This is a genomic window from Cryobacterium flavum (assembly GCF_900103805.1).
GTDB lineage: Bacteria > Actinomycetota > Actinomycetes > Actinomycetales > Microbacteriaceae > Cryobacterium > Cryobacterium flavum.
In genome coordinates this window covers 1-18,597 of the sequence record NZ_FNIB01000015.1, presented here as the reverse complement: position 1 = coordinate 18,597, position 18,597 = coordinate 1, and the positions used below count along the sequence as shown (strand labels likewise).

General features: G+C 60.8%; 22 protein-coding genes. 11 read left to right on the top strand and 11 right to left on the bottom strand.

Annotated features, from left to right (window positions below):
- Positions 1–588: 588 nt before the first annotated feature.
- On the top strand, positions 589–1,311 hold the full coding sequence (locus BLS91_RS16740) for a GntR family transcriptional regulator (protein WP_092341933.1): 723 nt from the start codon (positions 589–591) through the stop codon (positions 1,309–1,311).
- A gap of 312 nt (positions 1,312–1,623) precedes the next feature.
- Here the strand turns inward: BLS91_RS16740 and BLS91_RS16735 are convergent, their stop codons facing one another.
- The 3 genes from BLS91_RS16735 to BLS91_RS16725 are packed head-to-tail and all read right to left on the bottom strand — an operon-like array spanning position 1,624 to position 4,591.
- Entirely contained in the window at positions 1,624–2,493 is an 870-nt protein-coding gene (locus tag BLS91_RS16735) for a hypothetical protein (RefSeq protein WP_092341896.1), read from the bottom strand.
- Between the two features lie 14 nt (positions 2,494–2,507).
- Complete coding sequence (locus BLS91_RS16730) at positions 2,508–4,151, bottom strand: relaxase/mobilization nuclease domain-containing protein (RefSeq protein ID WP_092341895.1); 1,644 nt, start codon at positions 4,149–4,151, stop codon at positions 2,508–2,510.
- On the bottom strand, positions 4,148–4,591 hold the full coding sequence (locus BLS91_RS16725) for a plasmid mobilization protein (RefSeq protein WP_092341894.1): 444 nt from the start codon (positions 4,589–4,591) through the stop codon (positions 4,148–4,150). Before BLS91_RS16725 ends, BLS91_RS16730 begins: the two co-directional genes overlap by 4 nt.
- A 183-nt stretch (positions 4,592–4,774) precedes the next feature.
- Here BLS91_RS16725 and BLS91_RS16720 point away from each other — a divergent pair, with 183 nt between their 5' ends.
- From BLS91_RS16720 to BLS91_RS16705, 5 genes are all read left to right on the top strand, one after another.
- Positions 4,775–5,083 (top strand): hypothetical protein, encoded by a 309-nt coding sequence (locus tag BLS91_RS16720; protein WP_092341893.1) that lies wholly within the window; start codon positions 4,775–4,777, stop codon positions 5,081–5,083.
- A gap of 245 nt (positions 5,084–5,328) precedes the next feature.
- On the top strand, positions 5,329–5,589 hold the full coding sequence (locus BLS91_RS16715) for a glutaredoxin domain-containing protein (protein ID WP_092341892.1): 261 nt from the start codon (positions 5,329–5,331) through the stop codon (positions 5,587–5,589).
- 10 nt (positions 5,590–5,599) lie between these two features.
- Positions 5,600–5,797 (top strand): hypothetical protein, encoded by a 198-nt coding sequence (locus BLS91_RS16710; protein ID WP_092341891.1) that lies wholly within the window; start codon positions 5,600–5,602, stop codon positions 5,795–5,797.
- Complete coding sequence (locus BLS91_RS20375) at positions 5,794–5,994, top strand: hypothetical protein (RefSeq protein ID WP_198412834.1); 201 nt, start codon at positions 5,794–5,796, stop codon at positions 5,992–5,994. The genes BLS91_RS16710 and BLS91_RS20375 overlap by 4 nt, the downstream gene beginning before the upstream one ends.
- A 31-nt stretch (positions 5,995–6,025) precedes the next feature.
- Positions 6,026–6,676 (top strand): SDR family NAD(P)-dependent oxidoreductase, encoded by a 651-nt coding sequence (locus BLS91_RS16705; RefSeq protein ID WP_241983177.1) that lies wholly within the window; start codon positions 6,026–6,028, stop codon positions 6,674–6,676.
- Positions 6,677–6,840: 164 nt separating this feature from the next.
- Here BLS91_RS16705 and BLS91_RS16700 read toward each other — a convergent pair whose 3' ends face one another.
- From BLS91_RS16700 to BLS91_RS20035, 5 genes are all read right to left on the bottom strand, one after another.
- The gene (locus BLS91_RS16700; protein ID WP_159433889.1) at positions 6,841–7,521 is read right to left on the bottom strand and encodes an RES family NAD+ phosphorylase; all 681 of its coding nucleotides are present in this window, start codon (positions 7,519–7,521) and stop codon (positions 6,841–6,843) included.
- Complete coding sequence (locus BLS91_RS19745; protein ID WP_159433888.1) at positions 7,511–7,903, bottom strand: XRE family transcriptional regulator; 393 nt, start codon at positions 7,901–7,903, stop codon at positions 7,511–7,513. The genes BLS91_RS16700 and BLS91_RS19745 overlap by 11 nt, the downstream gene beginning before the upstream one ends.
- A gap of 285 nt (positions 7,904–8,188) precedes the next feature.
- Positions 8,189–9,709, bottom strand: a complete 1,521-nt coding sequence (locus BLS91_RS16690) for a tetratricopeptide repeat protein (protein ID WP_092341887.1) — start codon at positions 9,707–9,709, stop codon at positions 8,189–8,191.
- Complete coding sequence (locus BLS91_RS16685; RefSeq protein ID WP_159433887.1) at positions 9,706–10,770, bottom strand: protein kinase domain-containing protein; 1,065 nt, start codon at positions 10,768–10,770, stop codon at positions 9,706–9,708. The genes BLS91_RS16690 and BLS91_RS16685 overlap by 4 nt, the downstream gene beginning before the upstream one ends.
- A gap of 19 nt (positions 10,771–10,789) precedes the next feature.
- Positions 10,790–11,182 carry a transcriptional regulator gene (locus tag BLS91_RS20035; RefSeq protein WP_159433886.1) on the bottom strand — a complete coding sequence of 131 codons (393 nt, stop codon included), beginning with the start codon at positions 11,180–11,182 and terminating at the stop codon, positions 10,790–10,792.
- Positions 11,183–11,340: 158 nt separating this feature from the next.
- Here BLS91_RS20035 and BLS91_RS16675 point away from each other — a divergent pair, with 158 nt between their 5' ends.
- The 3 genes from BLS91_RS16675 to BLS91_RS16665 are packed head-to-tail and all read left to right on the top strand — an operon-like array spanning position 11,341 to position 13,626.
- Positions 11,341–11,769 (top strand): hypothetical protein, encoded by a 429-nt coding sequence (locus BLS91_RS16675; protein WP_092341884.1) that lies wholly within the window; start codon positions 11,341–11,343, stop codon positions 11,767–11,769.
- A complete protein-coding gene (locus BLS91_RS16670) occupies positions 11,766–12,143 on the top strand; it encodes a hypothetical protein (protein ID WP_092341883.1) in 378 nt (125 codons plus the stop codon). The genes BLS91_RS16675 and BLS91_RS16670 overlap by 4 nt, the downstream gene beginning before the upstream one ends.
- A 19-nt stretch (positions 12,144–12,162) precedes the next feature.
- Positions 12,163–13,626, top strand: coding sequence for a ThiF family adenylyltransferase (locus tag BLS91_RS16665; RefSeq protein ID WP_159433885.1), 1,464 nt, complete (start codon positions 12,163–12,165; stop codon positions 13,624–13,626).
- A gap of 903 nt (positions 13,627–14,529) precedes the next feature.
- Here the strand turns inward: BLS91_RS16665 and BLS91_RS16660 are convergent.
- The gene (locus tag BLS91_RS16660; RefSeq protein ID WP_092341881.1) at positions 14,530–15,144 is read right to left on the bottom strand and encodes a recombinase family protein; all 615 of its coding nucleotides are present in this window, start codon (positions 15,142–15,144) and stop codon (positions 14,530–14,532) included.
- A 315-nt stretch (positions 15,145–15,459) separates the two neighbouring features.
- Between BLS91_RS16660 and BLS91_RS16655 the strand changes: the two genes are divergently transcribed.
- Complete coding sequence (locus BLS91_RS16655) at positions 15,460–16,218, top strand: DUF6338 family protein (RefSeq protein ID WP_134505336.1); 759 nt, start codon at positions 15,460–15,462, stop codon at positions 16,216–16,218.
- A gap of 398 nt (positions 16,219–16,616) precedes the next feature.
- A complete protein-coding gene (locus BLS91_RS16650; RefSeq protein WP_092341879.1) occupies positions 16,617–17,453 on the top strand; it encodes a TIGR02391 family protein in 837 nt (278 codons plus the stop codon).
- 73 nt (positions 17,454–17,526) lie between these two features.
- Here BLS91_RS16650 and BLS91_RS16645 read toward each other — a convergent pair whose 3' ends face one another.
- The gene (locus tag BLS91_RS16645; protein ID WP_092341878.1) at positions 17,527–18,087 is read right to left on the bottom strand and encodes a recombinase family protein; all 561 of its coding nucleotides are present in this window, start codon (positions 18,085–18,087) and stop codon (positions 17,527–17,529) included.
- Positions 18,088–18,262: 175 nt separating this feature from the next.
- Positions 18,263–18,597: ATP-binding protein (locus BLS91_RS16640; protein WP_159433884.1), on the bottom strand; the 335-nt coding region annotated here is incomplete at its 5' end.

The following is an 18,597-nucleotide window of genomic DNA, read 5'->3' as shown; positions in this document are numbered from 1 at the left end:
AGGTCTGCCGACGTATCGCAGACGACAGTGTCACGATTTCTCTCGTCCTCCCCAAGCTCTTACGGGGAACCCGAGCCAAAGGCGAGAAGTAATTGACTCACTGGGGTAGGTACGACATGCGGGCACGTAAACGATAAAGACGCGCTGGACGTCTTGCCGGGGGTCGTCGTCGCAGAATTGACCAGCCGATTTTTCTCCAAAGCGCGCGATGAGCCCATAAGAGAACGGCGCTGTTAACGCCGACTGAGAACCGGGCCACTTCTGCGGCGGTTTCTGGCCCTGTTTTCAGTTGGCGTTAACAGGCGAAATTGGGTTTGCCTTGGCGCGGAGTTCATTGATGGTTGCAACGTCTTTGCCGGCGCATCTAACTCGTTTGCAACGAAGGCTAGACCACCTCAACGAAAGTCGGCCTCGCCGGATGCAAGAAGTCTTATTGTTCGATTTCGCCCGCCGGGCATTCACGGAGGCGGAGTGAGATCCTACTTCGAGCATGGCGCACGACCACCTTCAAATTGAGTGGGCTAATATAAAATAGCGGTCTGAATGCAGCTCGGCCGTGGCGCCGCACGCGGAGGAACTGAGGAAGCCATGACTACCAAATCGCCCCTGATCCAAGATGTCTCGCGAACCCACCGCGGGGACCGCAAGCAACTGAGCGAAGATGTTGCCGCATACGTGCGAGATGCGATCATGGTCGGCGAGTTGCCAGCATCCTCATTCATTCGCACGGAGCATATCGCCAGGGAGATGGGCGTAAGCGCAACCCCCGTGCGCGAGGCGCTCATGATCCTGCAAAGCGAAGGCACCGTGCGCTGGGAACCGCGTCGCGGCTTTCGTGTAATACCTATTACGCGACAGGACATCGAAGATCTCTTCACCGTGCAGGCGTTTATCGCGGGTGAGCTAGCAGCCAAGGCGGCGCGACTCATCGACAAGGAAGCTATAGCCAAGTTATGGTCGCTGCAAAACGAACTCGAGTCTGCGGCGAGCATTGGCGACGCCACTCAGGTTGACGCTCTCAACCATCTCATCCATCGCGCCATTAACATCATTCCGAACGCCCAACGCCTCATCTCCTTGTTGGGAATCACGGTCCACTACGTCCCGCTCAACTACTTCGGCAGTGTCAAAGGTTGGGCAGAGGCATCCGCTCATGACCACGGACCAGTGTTCCGCGCACTTGAAGCGGGCGATGCGGATGCCGCGAGACTTGCCATGTCTGAGCATATACAGCACATCGGACGCCTGCTCACTACATACCTCGAGGAGCGTGGTGTTTTCGCCAGATCCGAGTCGCCGGACGTGGCTTAGGTAACCCTGCCGCTCGCGGATGTCCGCTCCTGCACCCGCGGTCGCTGCGCCCGGTTGTAGCTCTCCGTTGTGTGTATGGGATCAGCGGCCGTTGTGCCAGGAGTTGATGTCTTCCATATCATTCTTGCTAGATAACTTCGAGGTGAAGCCCCCGGCTTCGGCTCTCAAGCTCATGCGGATATCCCTCATAGTCGACGATAATCATGTAGGGCAGCTTCGTTCTAATCACTCTGGTGTTGGTGAGTTCCGGCTTTCCATGTTTCCAAACGTTGACGCGATCGCCCTCACCAACGCCTTCCTAAGATTCGTTGCTCAACGCGAGAGCCCGCCGCGGTCGCGCCGTTGCACGCTGCTCTTCCCGCTGCGGCGTGGTTTGGCGGCCTTGCCGGACTGGGACAGGACTGCTTCGCGCGGGTGCTTGGCGTTTTCACCGTCTGCGAGGATTCGCGCGTTGATCGTCTTCTGATCGGCCTTGCCTTCAAGGCTCGCGGCGAATCGCTCGCGGCGCTCTGAGCTGTCGTATTCCAGTTCCCTCGAGCCGCGCTCAACGCGCGCCTGGTCCGCGGCGTCGGCGGCCTGCTTGCGCTCGTCGTCGCGGGTATTGAGGTCGGGATTGGGGAATCCATCGAGGTCGCTGGTATTCCAATCGCGGTCGGCCGCTTCCTGCGCCTCACGCTCGTGACGGTCGGCGTTGGCGAAGAGGATCTGGCTCGCGGTGAGGTCTTCGCCAGCTCGCTGCCGCTCCGTAACGGCATCGGCACGGCCGCGCTCAGCGTCCCGGAGCGCCGCAGCAACTGCAGCGGGATCCGCTCCGGGGGAGTCGATGTCGATGTCGTAGCGTTCCTGCACCTCGTGCTTGACGGTGTCACCAGCGTCACGGGCAACATCGTCGAAGTCCCGCCAGGCCGTGGCAGTCTCATGCACGCCGGCGATGTCCTCAGGGCTGGCCTGGTTCCACCATTCCGGTTGCGCGACCGGTGCGAGGCTGGCGCGGGCGGCTCCACGCTCAACCTCAAACCGAGCCTGCAGCTCGCGCTCCTCTTGGCTTGCGCTCGCTTCGCGCTGTCGTGCCAGTTGCTCGCGCAGCCGGGCGATGCGCTCTCCGAACTGTGACGCGATGGTGAGTGCGATGCGCAGCGAATCGTCGAACGTCTCGCCGACACCGTCAGTTTCTTCGGCCATGATCTTCCTCTCGTCTAGTCTCTGCCCAGACCGCCACGCTCGCGCGGCGTAGCTGGGGTCTTGCGCGTGGTGGGTTGCAGCTTGTTCGGCACCGGCGAACCGGTTCCCGGTGCCGCGAGACCGTCGGTCGCCTGTCGCATGACGACCGGAACGTCAGCGGGTTGTGTGCGTGAGTCTGGCTGCACGGTTTTGCTGGGGACCGTCGGCAGTCGATCGGTGACCGCGGCGAACTGGTTCCGCAGCGTTGCCGTGACTTGCTCGGCCCGGCGGGCGTCACCGACCGCGCTGTGCATGTCAAGAATCGCCACCGAGACCCGGCCCAGCTGCCGGAGCATGATCGCCTCGGCCATCGTTCCCTGACCACCGCTGGCTGCCTGCATGAGAATCATGGCAGCGTTCGACGCCGACCCCAGCTGGGTGGGTTTTGGCCGGGACTGGTACGCCCGAAGATGCGCCGAGCGAGCCAACTCCCGGGACGTCTGCGCGAGCGGCCCTGGTGTCGCCTCGACGCGCTGCGACCACGCGGCGAATGCGCCGGCCGTCTCCCGGGCGACATGCGCCCACGTAGCCCGATCCGTCACGGGAACGTCGCGGAGCTGCTTGCGGAGCTGCCCAATTTCGTCGCTGTACTGCTTCCACATCTCCGGGGACGGCGTTGACTCTTCCCGGCCCGGTGCGACAGGTCGGTATTCCCACGGGTTCTTTGCCGTGGCCCGCCATTCATCGACGGCTCCCTGTGCCGTCTGGGGGCTGTCTGGCCATCCCTCCCGGAGCCGGGGCAACGTGAGGTCACGGGCCAGACGGCCACCCCCATACCAAATCGGCTTCTCCCCAACCGGAGGCCGCACCGCTACCGAATAGCCAGCGACAACGTCATCGCGACCGGCTGCGTAGCGCGGCCGGATGAGCACACCACCACGGCGCAACCGGCGAACAAATTCACCCTCGTCAACCGAGGCGGTCGCCGCAGCCCGAACAGAACGCTCCATCTTGTGAGCGTCCACCTCGACGGAGCTCGAACGCCCGGCACGCTCGCGCTCAGCCGGCTTAACGCCGCGCTCTCCAAGCCCCAGCCCCCGGCTCTCCAACTGCTCCAGTCCATAGTCGCGCTCGAGGTCACGACACACCTCCTGGGCACGCGTAAAGTCATTGTGCGTCGTCGCTTTGGTACCGTCCTCACGGACCAAAGACACCGCCAAGTGAATGTGATCATTGCCGTTTGTAGACAATCCGTGGCGCACCGCGACCCACCGGCACGCGGCTTTTCCGCTGCTCTCGGTAAACCCCATCCGATCGGCGAAGTCCTGCGCAATCGTTCCCCACTTCTCATCCGACAGCTGTCCCTCTTCGGCGCGCAACGACAGCGAGCAATGCCACACATCCCCGGCAACGCGTTTACTCGTCACCTCGCCCGTAACAGGGTCGGAATCCTTCACCATTCGAAGCACTTCCACGTCGAATGCACGACGTGGAGCGTCCAGGCTCCGCGCGATCGCCAGGGCTGTGTTGGTGTCCAACACGCTGTAACCGTGCTGCGCCATGATCGCGGAGTCGCCAGCGACGAGGTGCTGCTCCTCATGCTCGTTGTGCCGTCCGCCTCCAGCCAGGTACACCATCAGGCCGCCCATCTGGCCGCCCCGGCGAATGTTCGGCATCATGACTCGGCCAGCCTGTCAATGACGTCCTCAACCTTGACCGCGAGCGTACGGTATTCAGCCACAACAGCGGCAGCCGTGGCGGGGAACTGGCCTTCCGTATTGGCGAACTTCGCCAACTGGTTGACGTTGTTCGACACATTCGCCATCAACCGGGTCACGACAAACAACTCCGCAATCGCACCCTTGCGATCCGTCGTCGTCTCAATGTTCACGTTCATCGCAGACTCAAACAACAACCGCGGCACCGTCACATCAGCAACCACCGCACGAGCGCGCAAATTTGCATCCTCCTCAGCAGTGACGTAGACCCGGTAACTCTTCTCCCGCCCACCATCAACATTGGCGCGGCGCTGACGACCAAACAAGCGACGCTCGTTCTTCTCCGTCAACGTGTTCGCCTCCTCCTGGCCCAGCGCAGCGACCCCGAAAATCGGGGACATACGTCAAGTATGCCAATTCCGACGCGCGGCGTCCAGAATTCAAAGCTATTTACCACCGGTAAATGTATAGCTTGCTCCAAATCAGCACCGCCGGTCTGGCACGTTTTTGCTCTCGGCAACGCCGTGCAACGAGACTGAAGCTCTCTGTCATGAGGCGTGTGCCCTGCCTGTAATCTGGTGAACATGAGCGATGCGAATGTGAAACCAGAAGATGCAGCCGCCCGCGCGCGGGCAATCATTGAAGCGAACGTGGACGCCCGCGTCGAAGCGGTACGAGCACTCGCCGATGCCGGCAACGAATACGACAGCGCAGACCAGCAACTAAAGTTAGCGACCCTCGCTCACGAACACGCGTGGACTGCCGCCCTGGCCTCCGGATGGAGCGAAAAAGACCTCCGTGCCACAGGCGTCAAAGCACCCGGTCAGACCACCCCGAAGGTACGAAAACGACGCACTACTACTCCGGTCACGACCCCAAACACTGAGGCGTAGCCTCCGGCTCCTACCTGTAACGAACAAGCCCCGTCGAGCACAGCTCGACGGGGCTTGTTCGTGCAACTCCGTTGCCTTTTCGGCTAATTATCGTACGCACCATTCCTCTCTTGGCAAGGGCTTTCGCGGCATATCCTCACTCGCTACGCTCCCTCCGGTATTCCACGGTCCCTGGCCAATTCACCCCTGACGCTGTAAAACGGCGTGCGCCAAAAGGCAATGGGGTTATAAGAGAGGACCACACCATGAACGAACCGCTAACCGTGTACACACTGCCGAACTGCACGCAATGCACCATGACCACACGAGCAATCGACGCCGCCGACCTGCCCTACACCGTCATCGACCTCACAACCGATGCGCGAGCCACCGACCTGATGCACCAGTTCGACTACACCACAGCCCCCGTGGTCATCGCCCGCGTGGTGGCCTGGTCAGGCTTCCGACCCGACTGGATCGCGAAGATAGCCGCCCTGCGCGACCACCCCACCCTCACCGGCGAGTAGGCGCCCTGCAATGGAATTCAGCACCCTGCAGACGACCCTGCCCGTCAGCGACCTGGAACACGCGGCACGCGCACGAAAAGTTGCCGAACGCCTCGACGACCTGCGCGCCCACGGCCGCCACGGCTACACCCTCACGAACACACTCACCGTCACCGGAACCAACTACGTGACCATCATCGACACGCTCACCAAGGACCAACCCAAATGACCACAGCAACCTGCACACCGGCGTCACCCCTGATGACACCGGACCAAGCCAGCGATGCGCTGGGTATCTCCCTTATCGAGCTCCAGAAAATGAGACTTGGCAGCGCCGGACCCAACTACCACGGCATCGGCTTGGGCCTCATCCGCTACAACACAGCAGACGTCATGCGCTGGCGAATATTACGGGCTGCAGCATAGGCGCGTCCGGCGCGGCTTCGTGGCATCGGTCGTGGTCAGTGACCTCAGGCTCGACGCCGCGCAGAAGGTAGCCGAAGACATCACAGCCGCCGGGCACTCCGCCGCAGCAGTCGCACAGGACACGACCGTCCCGGCGCAAGCGGATGCTGCCGTACAGTTCGCGATCGATACTTACGGCGCACTTCACCTCGCAGTGAACAACGCAGGAATCGCCCCGGCCCCAGCCCCCGTCGGCGAACTCGACCTGTCCGACTGGGACAAGGTCATAAACGTCAATCTGAACGGCGTCCTCTATAGCCTGCGTTATGAAATCCCCGCCATCGAAAAATCGGGCGGTGGATCCATCGTGAACGTATCGTCCGTCCTCGGCACCAACGGTGAACTCAACGCCTCATCGTACGTCGCAGCAAAACATGCCGTCGTCGGACTGACCAAGGCGGCCGCCCTCGAGTACGCAACCAAAGGCATCCGCATCAACGCCGTCGGCCCCGGTTACATCAACACCCCACTACTCAGCACCCTGCCAAAAGAAACGTACGACGGGCTCGTTGCTCTGCACCCCCTCCGCCGGCTCGGAACGGCGGATGAAGTCGCCGACCTAGTCATATTCCTGCTGTCAGAAAACGCGAGCTTCATCACCGGCAGCTACCACCTCGTCGATGGCGGGTACTCCGCGCGCTGACCACCCGGCCCCACCAGGGAAGGGACACAGCAACACCCCGACTGCACTCCGTTGGAGAGCCGCAGCGAAGATCGGCCCCACTCCTGGACATCAGTGCGCGCGCTGACGGTCTCCGGTCCGACTATGAGCTAGCTATTTCTGCGGGGCCACCTACCCGCAATAGTTCAGTGAAGGGCCAGGCCGAAGGCAGCGGCGACCGTACGGAGCGCTGGCGAATCGGCTTCGACAGTGACCTCCCTGATCAGACTCACAGCCGTTCCGTCAAAGACCGCCCAGCACTCATGCGGCCCGAGCCGGGATCCGTATCGAATGCCGGAATAGAGGGGACGCGCATGCTCGTCTGTCTGCGCGTATAGCCACGCCGCAAGCGATCTCGTCAGGAACCGGTTTGGTCCGCGCACGGTCGCGATGTCGAGGCTATTGACGCCGATGTCCGACAGAATTCGAGCTACGTTCCTCGTGAGATAGGTGTGGGTGGCCGGAGCATCGATATCCACAAAAGGTAGCGGATTCGACAACGTCAAGGCACGCAAACGCCTATCTAGACGCCATGACCGAGGAACCTCGCCCGGACCTGGCAAGCCGGCATCCATGCCAGCCGCCTGCAGCTTGGCCAGGAGCGAAGCGGACGGCCGAAACGCCGCCAGTGTCTCGGCGTACGCGCCCTCCTGACTCGTAGCCGCATACAAAACCCCGGCACCCGCCACATCGAAGCGGTTCCCACTTCGTTCAAGCAGCGCATCAACAGCATTAATCTGCGAGAAACGCAGCGGCGGATCTTCACGCTCGACCCGCCACAACTGATGCGGTGGTTCAACGAGCGCGAGCGCGGGGCTAGCCAGCATTAATGAAAGCCCGCGCTGCCGCCATAACGTCGCGCGCTCGACCAGTGGACAACACCTCGGCCGGAGACTCGTCATCCAACTGCGGGTTCATCCCCATAAACCACGCACGAGCCACCTCGGACGATTCCGCCGAGGTCAACAACTCAACAACTTGGAACGTATCGCGCAGCAGCTGCTCACTCGCCTGCGGCGGACGAACCGTTCCGTTGGCCCACCGCGTGAGAGTCCGCGCGTTCTTCGTGACGATCACTCCGAGCAGCGCCTGACCCAGTTGGGCCTGCAAAGCACCAACAATGTCGCTGATTCCAAGTTCCACAGCACGAGCATGCGCATCACGAACGATGCGAGCACGCGGCACCGCCTGCACAGCAAGATTCGTCAAACTGCTCACCTCCAGTGGTCTACTGATAGCAGTCTAACGTCTATCTTTTTGTCGGGCAATATGTCGGGCGATATGACCGATAATGGTGATTATGTCAGCTTTTAACTCCTCGAAAGCCAAAGCGTGATTTGACCTCTAGAGCCGGGGTGCTTGGTTCTTGCATCACCCGAGAACGCGTGCCAGTTATGTTCTTCATTCTCGTGAACAGCGGCGAGCGGGCCACTGCGGATCCCGCAGAGCCGTGAGCCAATAAACGGACAAGCAGCTTCCTCAGCGATCAACGTGTTATTTTGCAGAAGACGACCAGCTGCCGGGGGCGGAGAACGCATTCTTCATGCGTTGAATTACCAGTTCGACCTCAGGGAGCTGAGCATGGGCAGAGTCTTGCAAGGCCGCATCACGCGTCGGGCCGGCCACAGGTGAGTGCGCCCGCAACTCCTCCATCGCCCACAGGCTGGTTGCCAAGACTGACATGTCGGCGTTTCCCGCACGGCGGAATTGGCTCACAGCCTGACTGTAGAGCTCTCGACCCTTTGCTGGATCACCTTCACGGAAGGCGATCAGCCCCCGGGTAGCAATGATCGTGGTGCGCTCGTCAGCGCCGTCGGAAGTGCCCGCCCGACGGAGGTGCTCTTGGGCTTCAGGAGTCTTCCCAAGGTGCGCAGCAGCGAACGCCGCATTATTTCTGAGCATGGAGTCATCAGGGTGAAAATTCAGGCCTGCAGATGCAACTTCAAGGGCTCGCTCGTAGTCCTCGAGCACAAGGGCAGCAACGTAAGACGTACTAAGTGCGGGCTCGAGGGCAAACGGCTCGTCCCGCTGCCATGCCCGACCTTCGAAAACGGATTCTTCCCACCTGGACTCTCGAGCGAACGCTCTCGAACGAGCCTCGTAGCCTCGCTCCACATTGAGAGCATGTTCTGGGAGAGAAAACCCGCCGGCCTTCGAAGCCCATTCGGCCTGAGCGACGACATTGTCGTTCGGATCCTGTAGCGAAGCCCTGAAAAGGCCCCGGGCGATTTTCGTCCTTCCCGCGGTCAGTTCGATCGTCGCCATTTCGCTCCTGAGTTCGGCCAGATCGGTTTCTGAGTGATGTCCCACGGTCGCAAGCTCTCGAGCGGCACGAAACTCTGTCTGCTTTTGTCCAGCCAATTGCAGAGCACTCATCAAAGGGGCAAGCACCCAAGGGTCGTTCACGTGCGAACCCGCACCGCGAAGGACCCAAACCGCTTCATCCGGCTCGCCCTGGCTAATGAGCAATCGTGCGGCGCTCCGCACAACGAACCTGTTTGTCGGGGCAAGCTGTAGCGCGATGCGTGCCTCACGATTCGCCGATTCTCGGTTGCCCAACGTGGCGTGCGCGAGCGCGGCATCCATACGGAATGTAGCGCGCCGCGGGGAGCGTTTCATTACTTGGCGAAGCGCACCAAGTTGCAAGCGGGCATGCCTGTTGATCGATAAGAGTTCACCCACGCCCTGGGCCGTGTTCTGATTGGCTTGCTTGATTGCGTCCGTGGCGAACGCCCAGAGCCCGCTTCCCTCTTCTGATACCCCAGCGAGAGCGTAGGCTACGGGGTCGATCACCTTCTGATCGACCTGATAGGCAATGAGTGCGCCCAGGTAGTCTGCGATGACATACCGGTCTCGAGACGATTCGAATTGAGCTCTAAGCGGCGCGAGCTCGGCTTCTGACGCCTTCTCCTGGACTCGGCGAAGGGGCGCTAGTTCCACAGAGGTTTTGGCGTCCGCGAAACTCCGCCATCGTGGGACCACTTCTCTCGCATCATCGACCGGCTGGAGGCTCATCGCTGGGCTTCTTGGGCGGCACGGCGAGCCAGCAGATCGAGTTCAGACACAAATCGCTCTAGCGCAAACGGCGAACCGTGCGGTTGCCGCCTCGCAACCGGATGCCCACGAAGTGCGGCGTCGGGCTCGCACAGATATTGGATGGTTTTGATCAACTGCGACCGGACGGATTGTGGCAATTCAGCTTCGATCTGTTGCAGGGCTGCCTCATACGCCTCGTCCAGGTACGGAATAACACTTTCGTAAGTGTCCCCGTAAAACGCCCAGCGGTGGTGTCTTGCCAAGTTGATCGTCAGGAAAGTGTTCATAGTTCGAGCCGTGAAGATGAACGTGATCAGGCTGCCGAGCTGATATAGATCAGCCCCGAAACGCCGGGTTGCTGGGTCCTCGAACTGGTGTCGATACTGCTGTTCGGGAGGCGCATACGATCGATCCCCTGGGATCAGAACGTTGTCATGAGGCGACTCGGCATCCTGGCGGTAGGCCCTGCCAAGATCGGCGACCTTTCCCACTGCACGCTTTGCCAACTTGGGAAAAACTAAAATGTTCGAAGGCTTGATGTCTTGATGTGCGACACCAATCTGGTGCAACTGCCGAACCCCGGTTGCCAGGCTGTGCGCGTACTCGAGCTTTATCACGACGTCAATCTGTTCGGCTTGGCTTAGGGCCACCCGCACATCATGAGTTGCTAACTCAAAGATGATGTACGGCACCTTCCCAATGAGGAAGTCCGGCACCCTGACCTCGCCATGTGAGATAGCAGTCACGACGCGCGACAACCGCTTCGTTCCGCACATCTCACACAGGTCGCGTTCGGCCGCGAACTCGGCAGTTATCTGACTCAGAGTATCGACTAGGTCTTCACTCTCAAGGGCCTGGGCCAGGTTCAATACTTTTAGGAAACCCTGACGGCCGTCAGTGCGGGTGACAGCGTATGTAACGCTAAAGAACCCGCCAGTCTGGTCGAGGTTGAACGTGTTTGGCGCACCTACGGTCCAGCCATCCTTCAAGCTGACACCTTCAAGGTGCAGGGCGGCATTCTGCGCATCAATAGTTGTCACGATCCATACCCCCGGGGGTCTAGCTTCGGTCGTCTGGCTCTTGGGCGGCCTTGCTGCGACGAATGTGGTCCAGGCTCGCCCGTACAACATCTTCAATGTACGACTTGTCCGCTTCCGTCAGGTCACGCCTCTTCCGAAGAAGAGCACTGATCTCAGTAATGAGACTCGTCTCCCCCGCCTGGGCCACATCATCTCCTTCAACTTCAATGAAGTCGTCTGCCGACATTCTCAGCCACCGAACAATGCTTGCGTAGCCATCGAGGTCTGGGCGCTGACCATATCGAAGGCGCGAGAGTAGGGAGGGGCTCACGCCGATCTGGATTGCGGCCTGCCGCCAAGAAAGATTCTCGTCCGTCGTCCGAGCCTCGAGGACGGCGAAGAGCCGACCCGTATCGATTTGTGTTTTTGCCATTTGGTTCCATCCCGTCATCACTGACTCTACCTCAAACGCGACACTGTTTCAGTAACGACACAAAATGTGCTACACTTGAATCATTGTTGCAGTTCCGCAACAGATACCGCATCAACCGCCTGTCGGAATCGTCAGGCACCAAAAGATAGGAGAGTCACATGGCTCCCACCACCTCCCCGTCGCTGTACCTCGTCATCGATGACAAGGCGTTCACCACCCACGACGTTGATCAAAGCGCCGCTGCCCTGCTCCGCTTCGCCGGCCGGGACCCGAAGATCTTCGACCTCTTCCTCGTGAAGAAGAACGGCGTCGAGGAGAAGGTCAAGGACAACCAGATCATCAACCTCAAGGACGGCGAGCATTTCATCTCCCGACAGCACGTCCGCTTCACGATTGACGGTGAGCCCTTCCGCACCTACGACGAGGACCAGACTGCGGCCGACCTGCTCCGCCTCGCAGGCGTGGACCCGGCCGGCTATGACCTCGCCCGCGTCGGCGCCCCCGCATCGTTCCCCGATGACGAGATCGTGATCATCATGGATGGCGACGAGTTCGTCACCGCCAAGCACGTCGGCGGTGTCGCGTGAGCGACGAGCCAGCCCTGTCCGAGGCGGCCCAGCAGTTCATCGACGACATGACTGCTGCGGGTGCCCCGGCCAGGGCGGACGGCCCCCGCATCCTCTACAGCGTCGTCCCCGTGAATGGTGCCCTCGCCGGCCAACTTGTCACCACTGGCGTCAGCATCTCCGAAGTCCTGAGCTGGCCAGCTGTGCCGCCCCACTGGGTCCATCTGCCCGACACCGTGCTCTTCGAGCAGACCAATATCGACAGCACCGACTGCGCACCCGGCCACGTGCGGCACTCCCGCGATTACTACACCGACACGTCGATCCCACCGGCTCGAGCGTGGCTGAGCCACGTTCGCGGCTTCATCTCCATCGCCATCCGCGGGGCGGTCTGACATGCGGTACTCGGTCGCTATGACGGGCGAAACCGAAGCAGCAATGCGGGGTCATCTCATCCGTGACGATGGACAGGAAGACGTCCTCATCGCCACCTACTCCCTCTCCACCGGACTCGAACGCACTACCGCGCTGATCAGGTCCGTCATCCTCCCCCGCGGCGGTGAACGCCACGTGCACGGCACCGCCTCCTTCACAAGCGCGTACGTGCTCCGTGCCGCGCACGAAGCCCGCACCGCTGGCCACGGACTTGTACTCCTGCACTCCCACCCAGGCGCCGAAGGCTGGCAGCAGCTCTCCAGCCCGGACCGCGAGACCGAATCCGAGTATGAGCGCGTCGCCCGCACCGCGACGATGATGCCTCTCCTTGGCATGACCCTCGGCGGCCACGACACCGCGTGGTCGGCACGGTTCTGGTTCGATCGCTCCGCGCCGACATGGGCCGAATCGGTGCGCTCCGTCTCCCCCACCCTCGCAGTCACTTGGAACGATGACCTTCGCCCCGTGCCCGGCGTCACCTCCTCGCAGGAACGTACCGTCTCCTCCTGGGGCGAGCGCGCGCAAGGGTCGATCGCCCGGCTGCGTGTGCTCGTCGTGGGTGGCGGCAGTGTTGGGTTGGACGTCTCCCAGCGCCTCGCCGCGACCGGTCTGGTCACAGTCGGCGTGATGGACTACGACGCCGTCGAAACCCAAAACCTCGACAGAATGATCGGCGCCACTCGCCTCGACGCCGCTCTTGAACGCTCCAAGGTCGATGTCGCAGCACGCCTAATGAGGTCGGCCGCGACCGCTGCCCACCTAGATGTCTGCCGCCACGAGGTCAGCATCACCGACCCCGCAGGAGTGAGCATCGCCCTGGACTACGACGTGATCTTTTCCTGCGTCGACCGACCCTGGCCGCGTGCTGTGCTGAACGGCATTGCCTACGCCGATCTCATCCCGGTCATCGACGGCGGCATCGCGATCGACACATTCAAAGACGGGCGCATGCGCAACGGGATCTGGCGCGCCCATACCTTAGTCCCCGGTCGACCCTGCATGGCCTGCATCGGCCAGCTCGTTGCTGGCGACGTCTCCTTGGACAAGCTAGGACTCCTTGACGACCCCGAGTACATTCAGGGAGCGAACCGTGAGGCCCCGTCCCGCCAGAACGTCGCCGCGCTCTCCGCGAGCGTCAGCAGCGCCCTTCTGGCGCAATTTGTCAGTCTGACCGCTCACCCGGGCCGCCGCGGCGTCCCTGCCCCCCTCCGCTACATCCTCTCCACCCACACCCTCGAACACTTCCCCGCGACTTCCGGGCCCTACTGCGCGTATGAGAACGCGACGACGACTGGTGACCGACGCACACCCATCGCCGAGCACAGCGACGACTGGCAAAATATCGTCGCCACCCGCGCCGCGAAAAAGCGCCCGCTTCGCCTCCGCGCCCTCGCCAAGCTGGAATGCTTCGTGCAGCAGGCAATCAACCGCCTCGCCGAATAGATAAGGGGTGGTGCCTCAGTTCGGAGGCGCCACTCATATATTCGAACACGGTCCGTTAGACGGTCGTGCGCAGGACGGAGGTCTGAAAGCGCTGCGAGGAACTGGGCACGCCGTTGGCTCTGTATGTGAGTAGCGGATGCGCGCCGACGCAGGGCGGAGGATTAGTACGGCGCCACCGGGCCCTGTGGACCTCGGTGCGCGGTCAATCTTGCCACTGCGTCGGATTCCTCCTCCTGGTCGGTTGAACGTGCTCACTGTTAGGGGCCGACGGAGTTGCAAGGAGGCCGGCAACGTTCAGTCTCAGGAAGGTACAGCTTCCTGAGACACCAGGCGGCCTGGATCTCGCCGCTTTCGCATCCTCTCGACCTCGGCCGAGCGCTCGAACCACGCAGGTTGCCAACTCATCAAGCCTGGCGAAACCAACTACCTCAATCGGGTCAGGGCTTTCATCGATGACAACTGCTCGAGCGATTCACGACGTACTCGGCTTAAACAAGAATTATCGAGCACCAATGGGGTGTCTTCCGGCATTCACGACGAGACGACTTTGACTGAAGCTAAATTCTTATTGCTGGGCTGCGACATCCTTTGCGGGGACGTCGTTCAGACGAGATCCACCCTCGTGGAGTCTTCTCCTGCGCCACCTCTGCCCTTTACGACTGGCGAGCGTATTTACACCCAGCCCAAGGACCACGATGGGCCTGCCTAGACCTTACAGTCTTGCAACTCTAGGGAAAGGTGGCGTCTCACACGCTGACTCTTTGGCCTTTCAAAAACGCCAGAATCTCGCGGTGCTGCTCAGCTCATCACGACGTCGCATAATCTGCTGGCTGCATAGCGGTACTCAACATCAGTTCCGAGACATCCTGTACGGCCACACGTGTCAAAGACTCGAACGGACTTCTACTTCTTGGCGAGAAGCTTCGCCCCGTCAGGCCGCAACTCCCCCGTCGGTGACACATGGCGGTACAGCGTTTGCCGGGTGATCCCGAGCTCCTTGCAAAGTTCGCCGACCTTTGTCTCTTTTTGACCCATCGCGGCCATGGCCAGGCGAATCTTGGCCGGCGTCATCTTGAACGGGCGCCCGCCGGTCCTCCCCCGCGCTCGAGCTGCAGCCAGCCCCGCAACGGTGCGCTCAGAAATAAGGGCACGCTCGAACTCAGCCAGGGCAGCGAAGATCCCGAAGACGAGCTTCCCGGACGCGGTCGTGGTGTCGATCGCTGCGCCCTCCCCTGTGAGCACTTTGAGGCCAACACCACGGTCGGTGAGATCATGGACCGTGTTGACCAGGTGGCGCAGGTCTCGACCAAGTCGGTCGAGTTTCCACACCAGAAGCGTGTCTCCCGTCCGGAGCGCCTTCAGGCACGCCGCCAACTGCGGGCGGTCATCCTTCTTGCCGGATGCCTGGTCCTCGTAAAGGTTGGCTTGGTCGACGCCGGCAACCAGGAGCGCGTCTCGTTGGAGATCCGTGCTCTGCGACCCGTCGGCTTTCGACACCCGCATGTATCCGACGAGCATGCTCGACCCCTGTCATTTATACGTTCGATTACACGACAGAGTGATTGCGCTTTCGAGGAGAACAGAAACTGTCACATAAACAGTCATTTACTCTCCGTATCGCAAGCGATGCAGAAATAGTCAAACGTGACGGGTTCAGGGGCGCCCACGGCCGGCACACCGCTGTCATCGTCCATACTCGGACTGCACTGGTCGAGTTGGGCAGCGCCCAAGGTCGCAAAGTTTCCCGCCAGAGACCCTTCGCGATCCCGCAGCCATCCTTTGCTTTCAACTCTAGACGTGCGGTTCGCAGGCGTTCACGAATACTGTCGCGTGATGGTCCAGCTATCCTTTACGGAGATTGACAATCAGCTGTTGACGGTACTTGCGCTTCAAGTGAATGAGGGGATCGCCACGATGGAAATACCAGGAAGCAGCTTCGCTGTCGCGGCCCTTATCGTTCTTGCTTTTCCGGGCATCATGTTCGCGGGCATCCGTAGATGCCTCCGTGGCGAAATGCCGGAGGACCGCAACATCGGACTTGCTCTGGCCCGCGGGGTCGTCCTGTCCGTTGTCCTGACTGCTTGTTACCTAGTGATATTCGGTAGCTGGGAAGGGTTCGGAGTCAGATCCGAAGGAAGCAGTCAGTCCGTAGAGATCACTGACGCACGATCCGTTGGCCTGGTCGTGCTCATCCTTTACGTGTTGGCACCACTCGTGATCGCGGTAGTTTTCCACCATCGATACATCCGGTGGGTCGCGCCGAAAACGCCTGTTTGGGCTTGGTTGAAGTTTCCGCAGTCGAGTCACGGCTACACGATGACTCCAGCCGCGTGGGATTTTGCTGCTAGCGCGAACTCGCAGGCTTTTGTTCGTATCCATCGTGCGAACGGCGACTGGATTGGCGGATGGTATACCCGCGGTTCATACACGACCACGTACCCCGAGCCAACGAGTATCTACATCAGCAATCAGTTCCGGATGAACGACGATGGCACGTTTGGAGATCTACTTCCGAACACGGGCGTGTGGGTCGCAATATCTGAGACCGATGTCGTGTCCTGGCAGACCATGCCCGACGTCCCGAACAAATGAGAGTAGACATTGACAATGAGTAATGAGTCGACACCAGACCAGAAACCCAAGACTTCACCACCTCGACGTCTAGTCGAGAGGGGGATACAGCCGGCCATCTATGTCAAACCGCCTGCGCCACCGAAAGAGTCTGGCGGAATCGGCAACGACAGCAAAAAGGGCTGATTCCAGAGACGCACAGTATTGGTAATTGCTCTCCGCCAAGCGACTGAAAATCCTTTTGACCGTGCGCTTGACGCGCTCCGCGACGCCATCCCTTCGCATCACAGCTCTGGACCGGGTGGGACGATGAGATCACGTCACCACTGACACCGGCGATCGGCGATCGGTCATCGGTCATCGGTCATCGGTCATCGGTCATCGGTCATCGCACAAGAATGATCTGAAACACTCAAGACATGGATCCGAGAACGAGCACCGATTACCTTGACTACCTGGCCGCTCGACTAGGTGAATTCCTCAACGCCTTTGATCAGTTCATGACCTATCACGTCGAGAACGCAGGACCAGGTGCTTTCGCGCGAGGCCTAGCGCCGGCCGTGTTGCTAAGGGAAGAAACTGATGCAGGACGCGTGCGCGCAATCACTGGGGAGCTAAACCGACTTGCGGGAACGCTCATGGACCTCAGCTCCGTCACCGACGTGCGCATGCTCGTGCAGGGAAGCGGTGTAATCGACCCGTTTGTGAACTGGGAGCGGATTACGGATCCCAAGCCTGTGCTCGAAGCAGCGACCGTTCGAGGGTGCTGCCTGCAGGCAGCTGGTCGGCTTGAAGGACTCCGCGCACGGGCCGCAGCTCTTTCTTCGCCGACAATCCAGCCTTCCCTCCTCCATCCCCTTGTCTGGTCGGCAGCCCAGCGACTTTGGAATGACGGCCATCTGCGGCACGCGGTGTCGGCGGCAGCCGAGGCGGTGAGCGGTCAAATGAAACAGTTGACGAGACGGAACGATGCGCCCGATACCTCGCTGTGGCAGCAGGCGTTTGCTAAAGACACCCCGCAGATAGGAAAAGCTCGCCTCCGTTGGCCGGGAGACCAGGCGGATCAGGACGTGAAGACTATGCAGGATGGGCTCCGGCAGTTTGCTTCGGGCGCGAATATGGTCATTCGAAATCCGGCGACGCATGACGACGAGACCCTCTTGGAACAGGCGGCACTTGAGCGGCTAGCGACCTTGAGCGTGCTGGCTCACTTCGTCGATCAGTGCGAGGTCGACAACGTGGATGGCGATGCGTAATCATTCGGGTGCCTATGTAGCGATTGTGGGACACGAGGCCAAATAGTGCTTTCGGCCACTGCGCTGAAGTCAGCTAAACCTCGGTACGGAGGTAGGCGTAGACGGTTTCGCGGCTTATCCCAAAGTGTCGAGCGAGAGCAGCTTTCGGTACGCCAGCGGCAGCCTTCTCGCGCAGCTCGGCCGCGCGGACCGTATCCAGTGACGGGGTACGACCACGGTAGACGCCACGCTTCTTGGCCAGGGCAATGCCCTCACGTTGACGTTCGCGGATTAGGGACCGCTCGAACTCGGCAAAGGCTCCCATGACGTTCAGGAGCAGGTTCGCCATCGCATTGTCATCGCCGGTAAAGGAGAGCTGCTCTTTCACGAACTCAACCCGAACCTTCTTCGCGGTGAGCCGGCGCACGATCAGGCGGAGGTCATCCAAGTTGCGGGCCAGGCGGTCCATGGAATGCACGAGAACGGTATCGCCATCTCGGACGAACCGAATCATCTCCTCGAGCTCGGGCCGGTTCTGATCCTTCCCCGACGCCTTATCCTCGAACACCCGGTCGACGTCGACGCCAGCAAGCTGACGGACAGTGTTCTGATCGAGAGTACTCACCCGCACATATCCAACTCGTTGACCCGTCATGTGACTTTTTCCCCTGTTCTGTCAGGTTAAAGTCTAAGACCCGGCCATGAGGGGTGTCTACCTGAGTATTTGATGCGGTGAGAGCCACCCGATCGTGCGGTTCAGAGCCACCGTTCGTGCCGAAGAGAGCCAGTGGTGGTGCGGCTGGGGGCCACTGGCTCTCTTCGCCGGATTGTTAGGCGCTGGTGAGGGCTGTTTGCTCCCTCATGTTGTAGGTGCCGGTCTCAACCCAGATGGTGTTGTGGATGATGCGGTCCATGATGGCGTCGGCGTGAACGCCGGAGCCGAGGCGCTGGTGCCAGTCCTTCTGCTGGTACTGGGTGCAGAACACCGTTGAGCTCTCCCCGTAACGGCGTTCCATCAGTTCCAGCAGCATTGTTCGCATCGATTCGGTCGGGCGATCGAGCAGCCACTCATCAATGACGAGGAGGGTGAACGAGGCGTATTTGCGGAGGAACTTCCCGGCGCCGCCCGGGGTGTCTTGGGCAGCGACCCAGGCCTCCTCGAGGT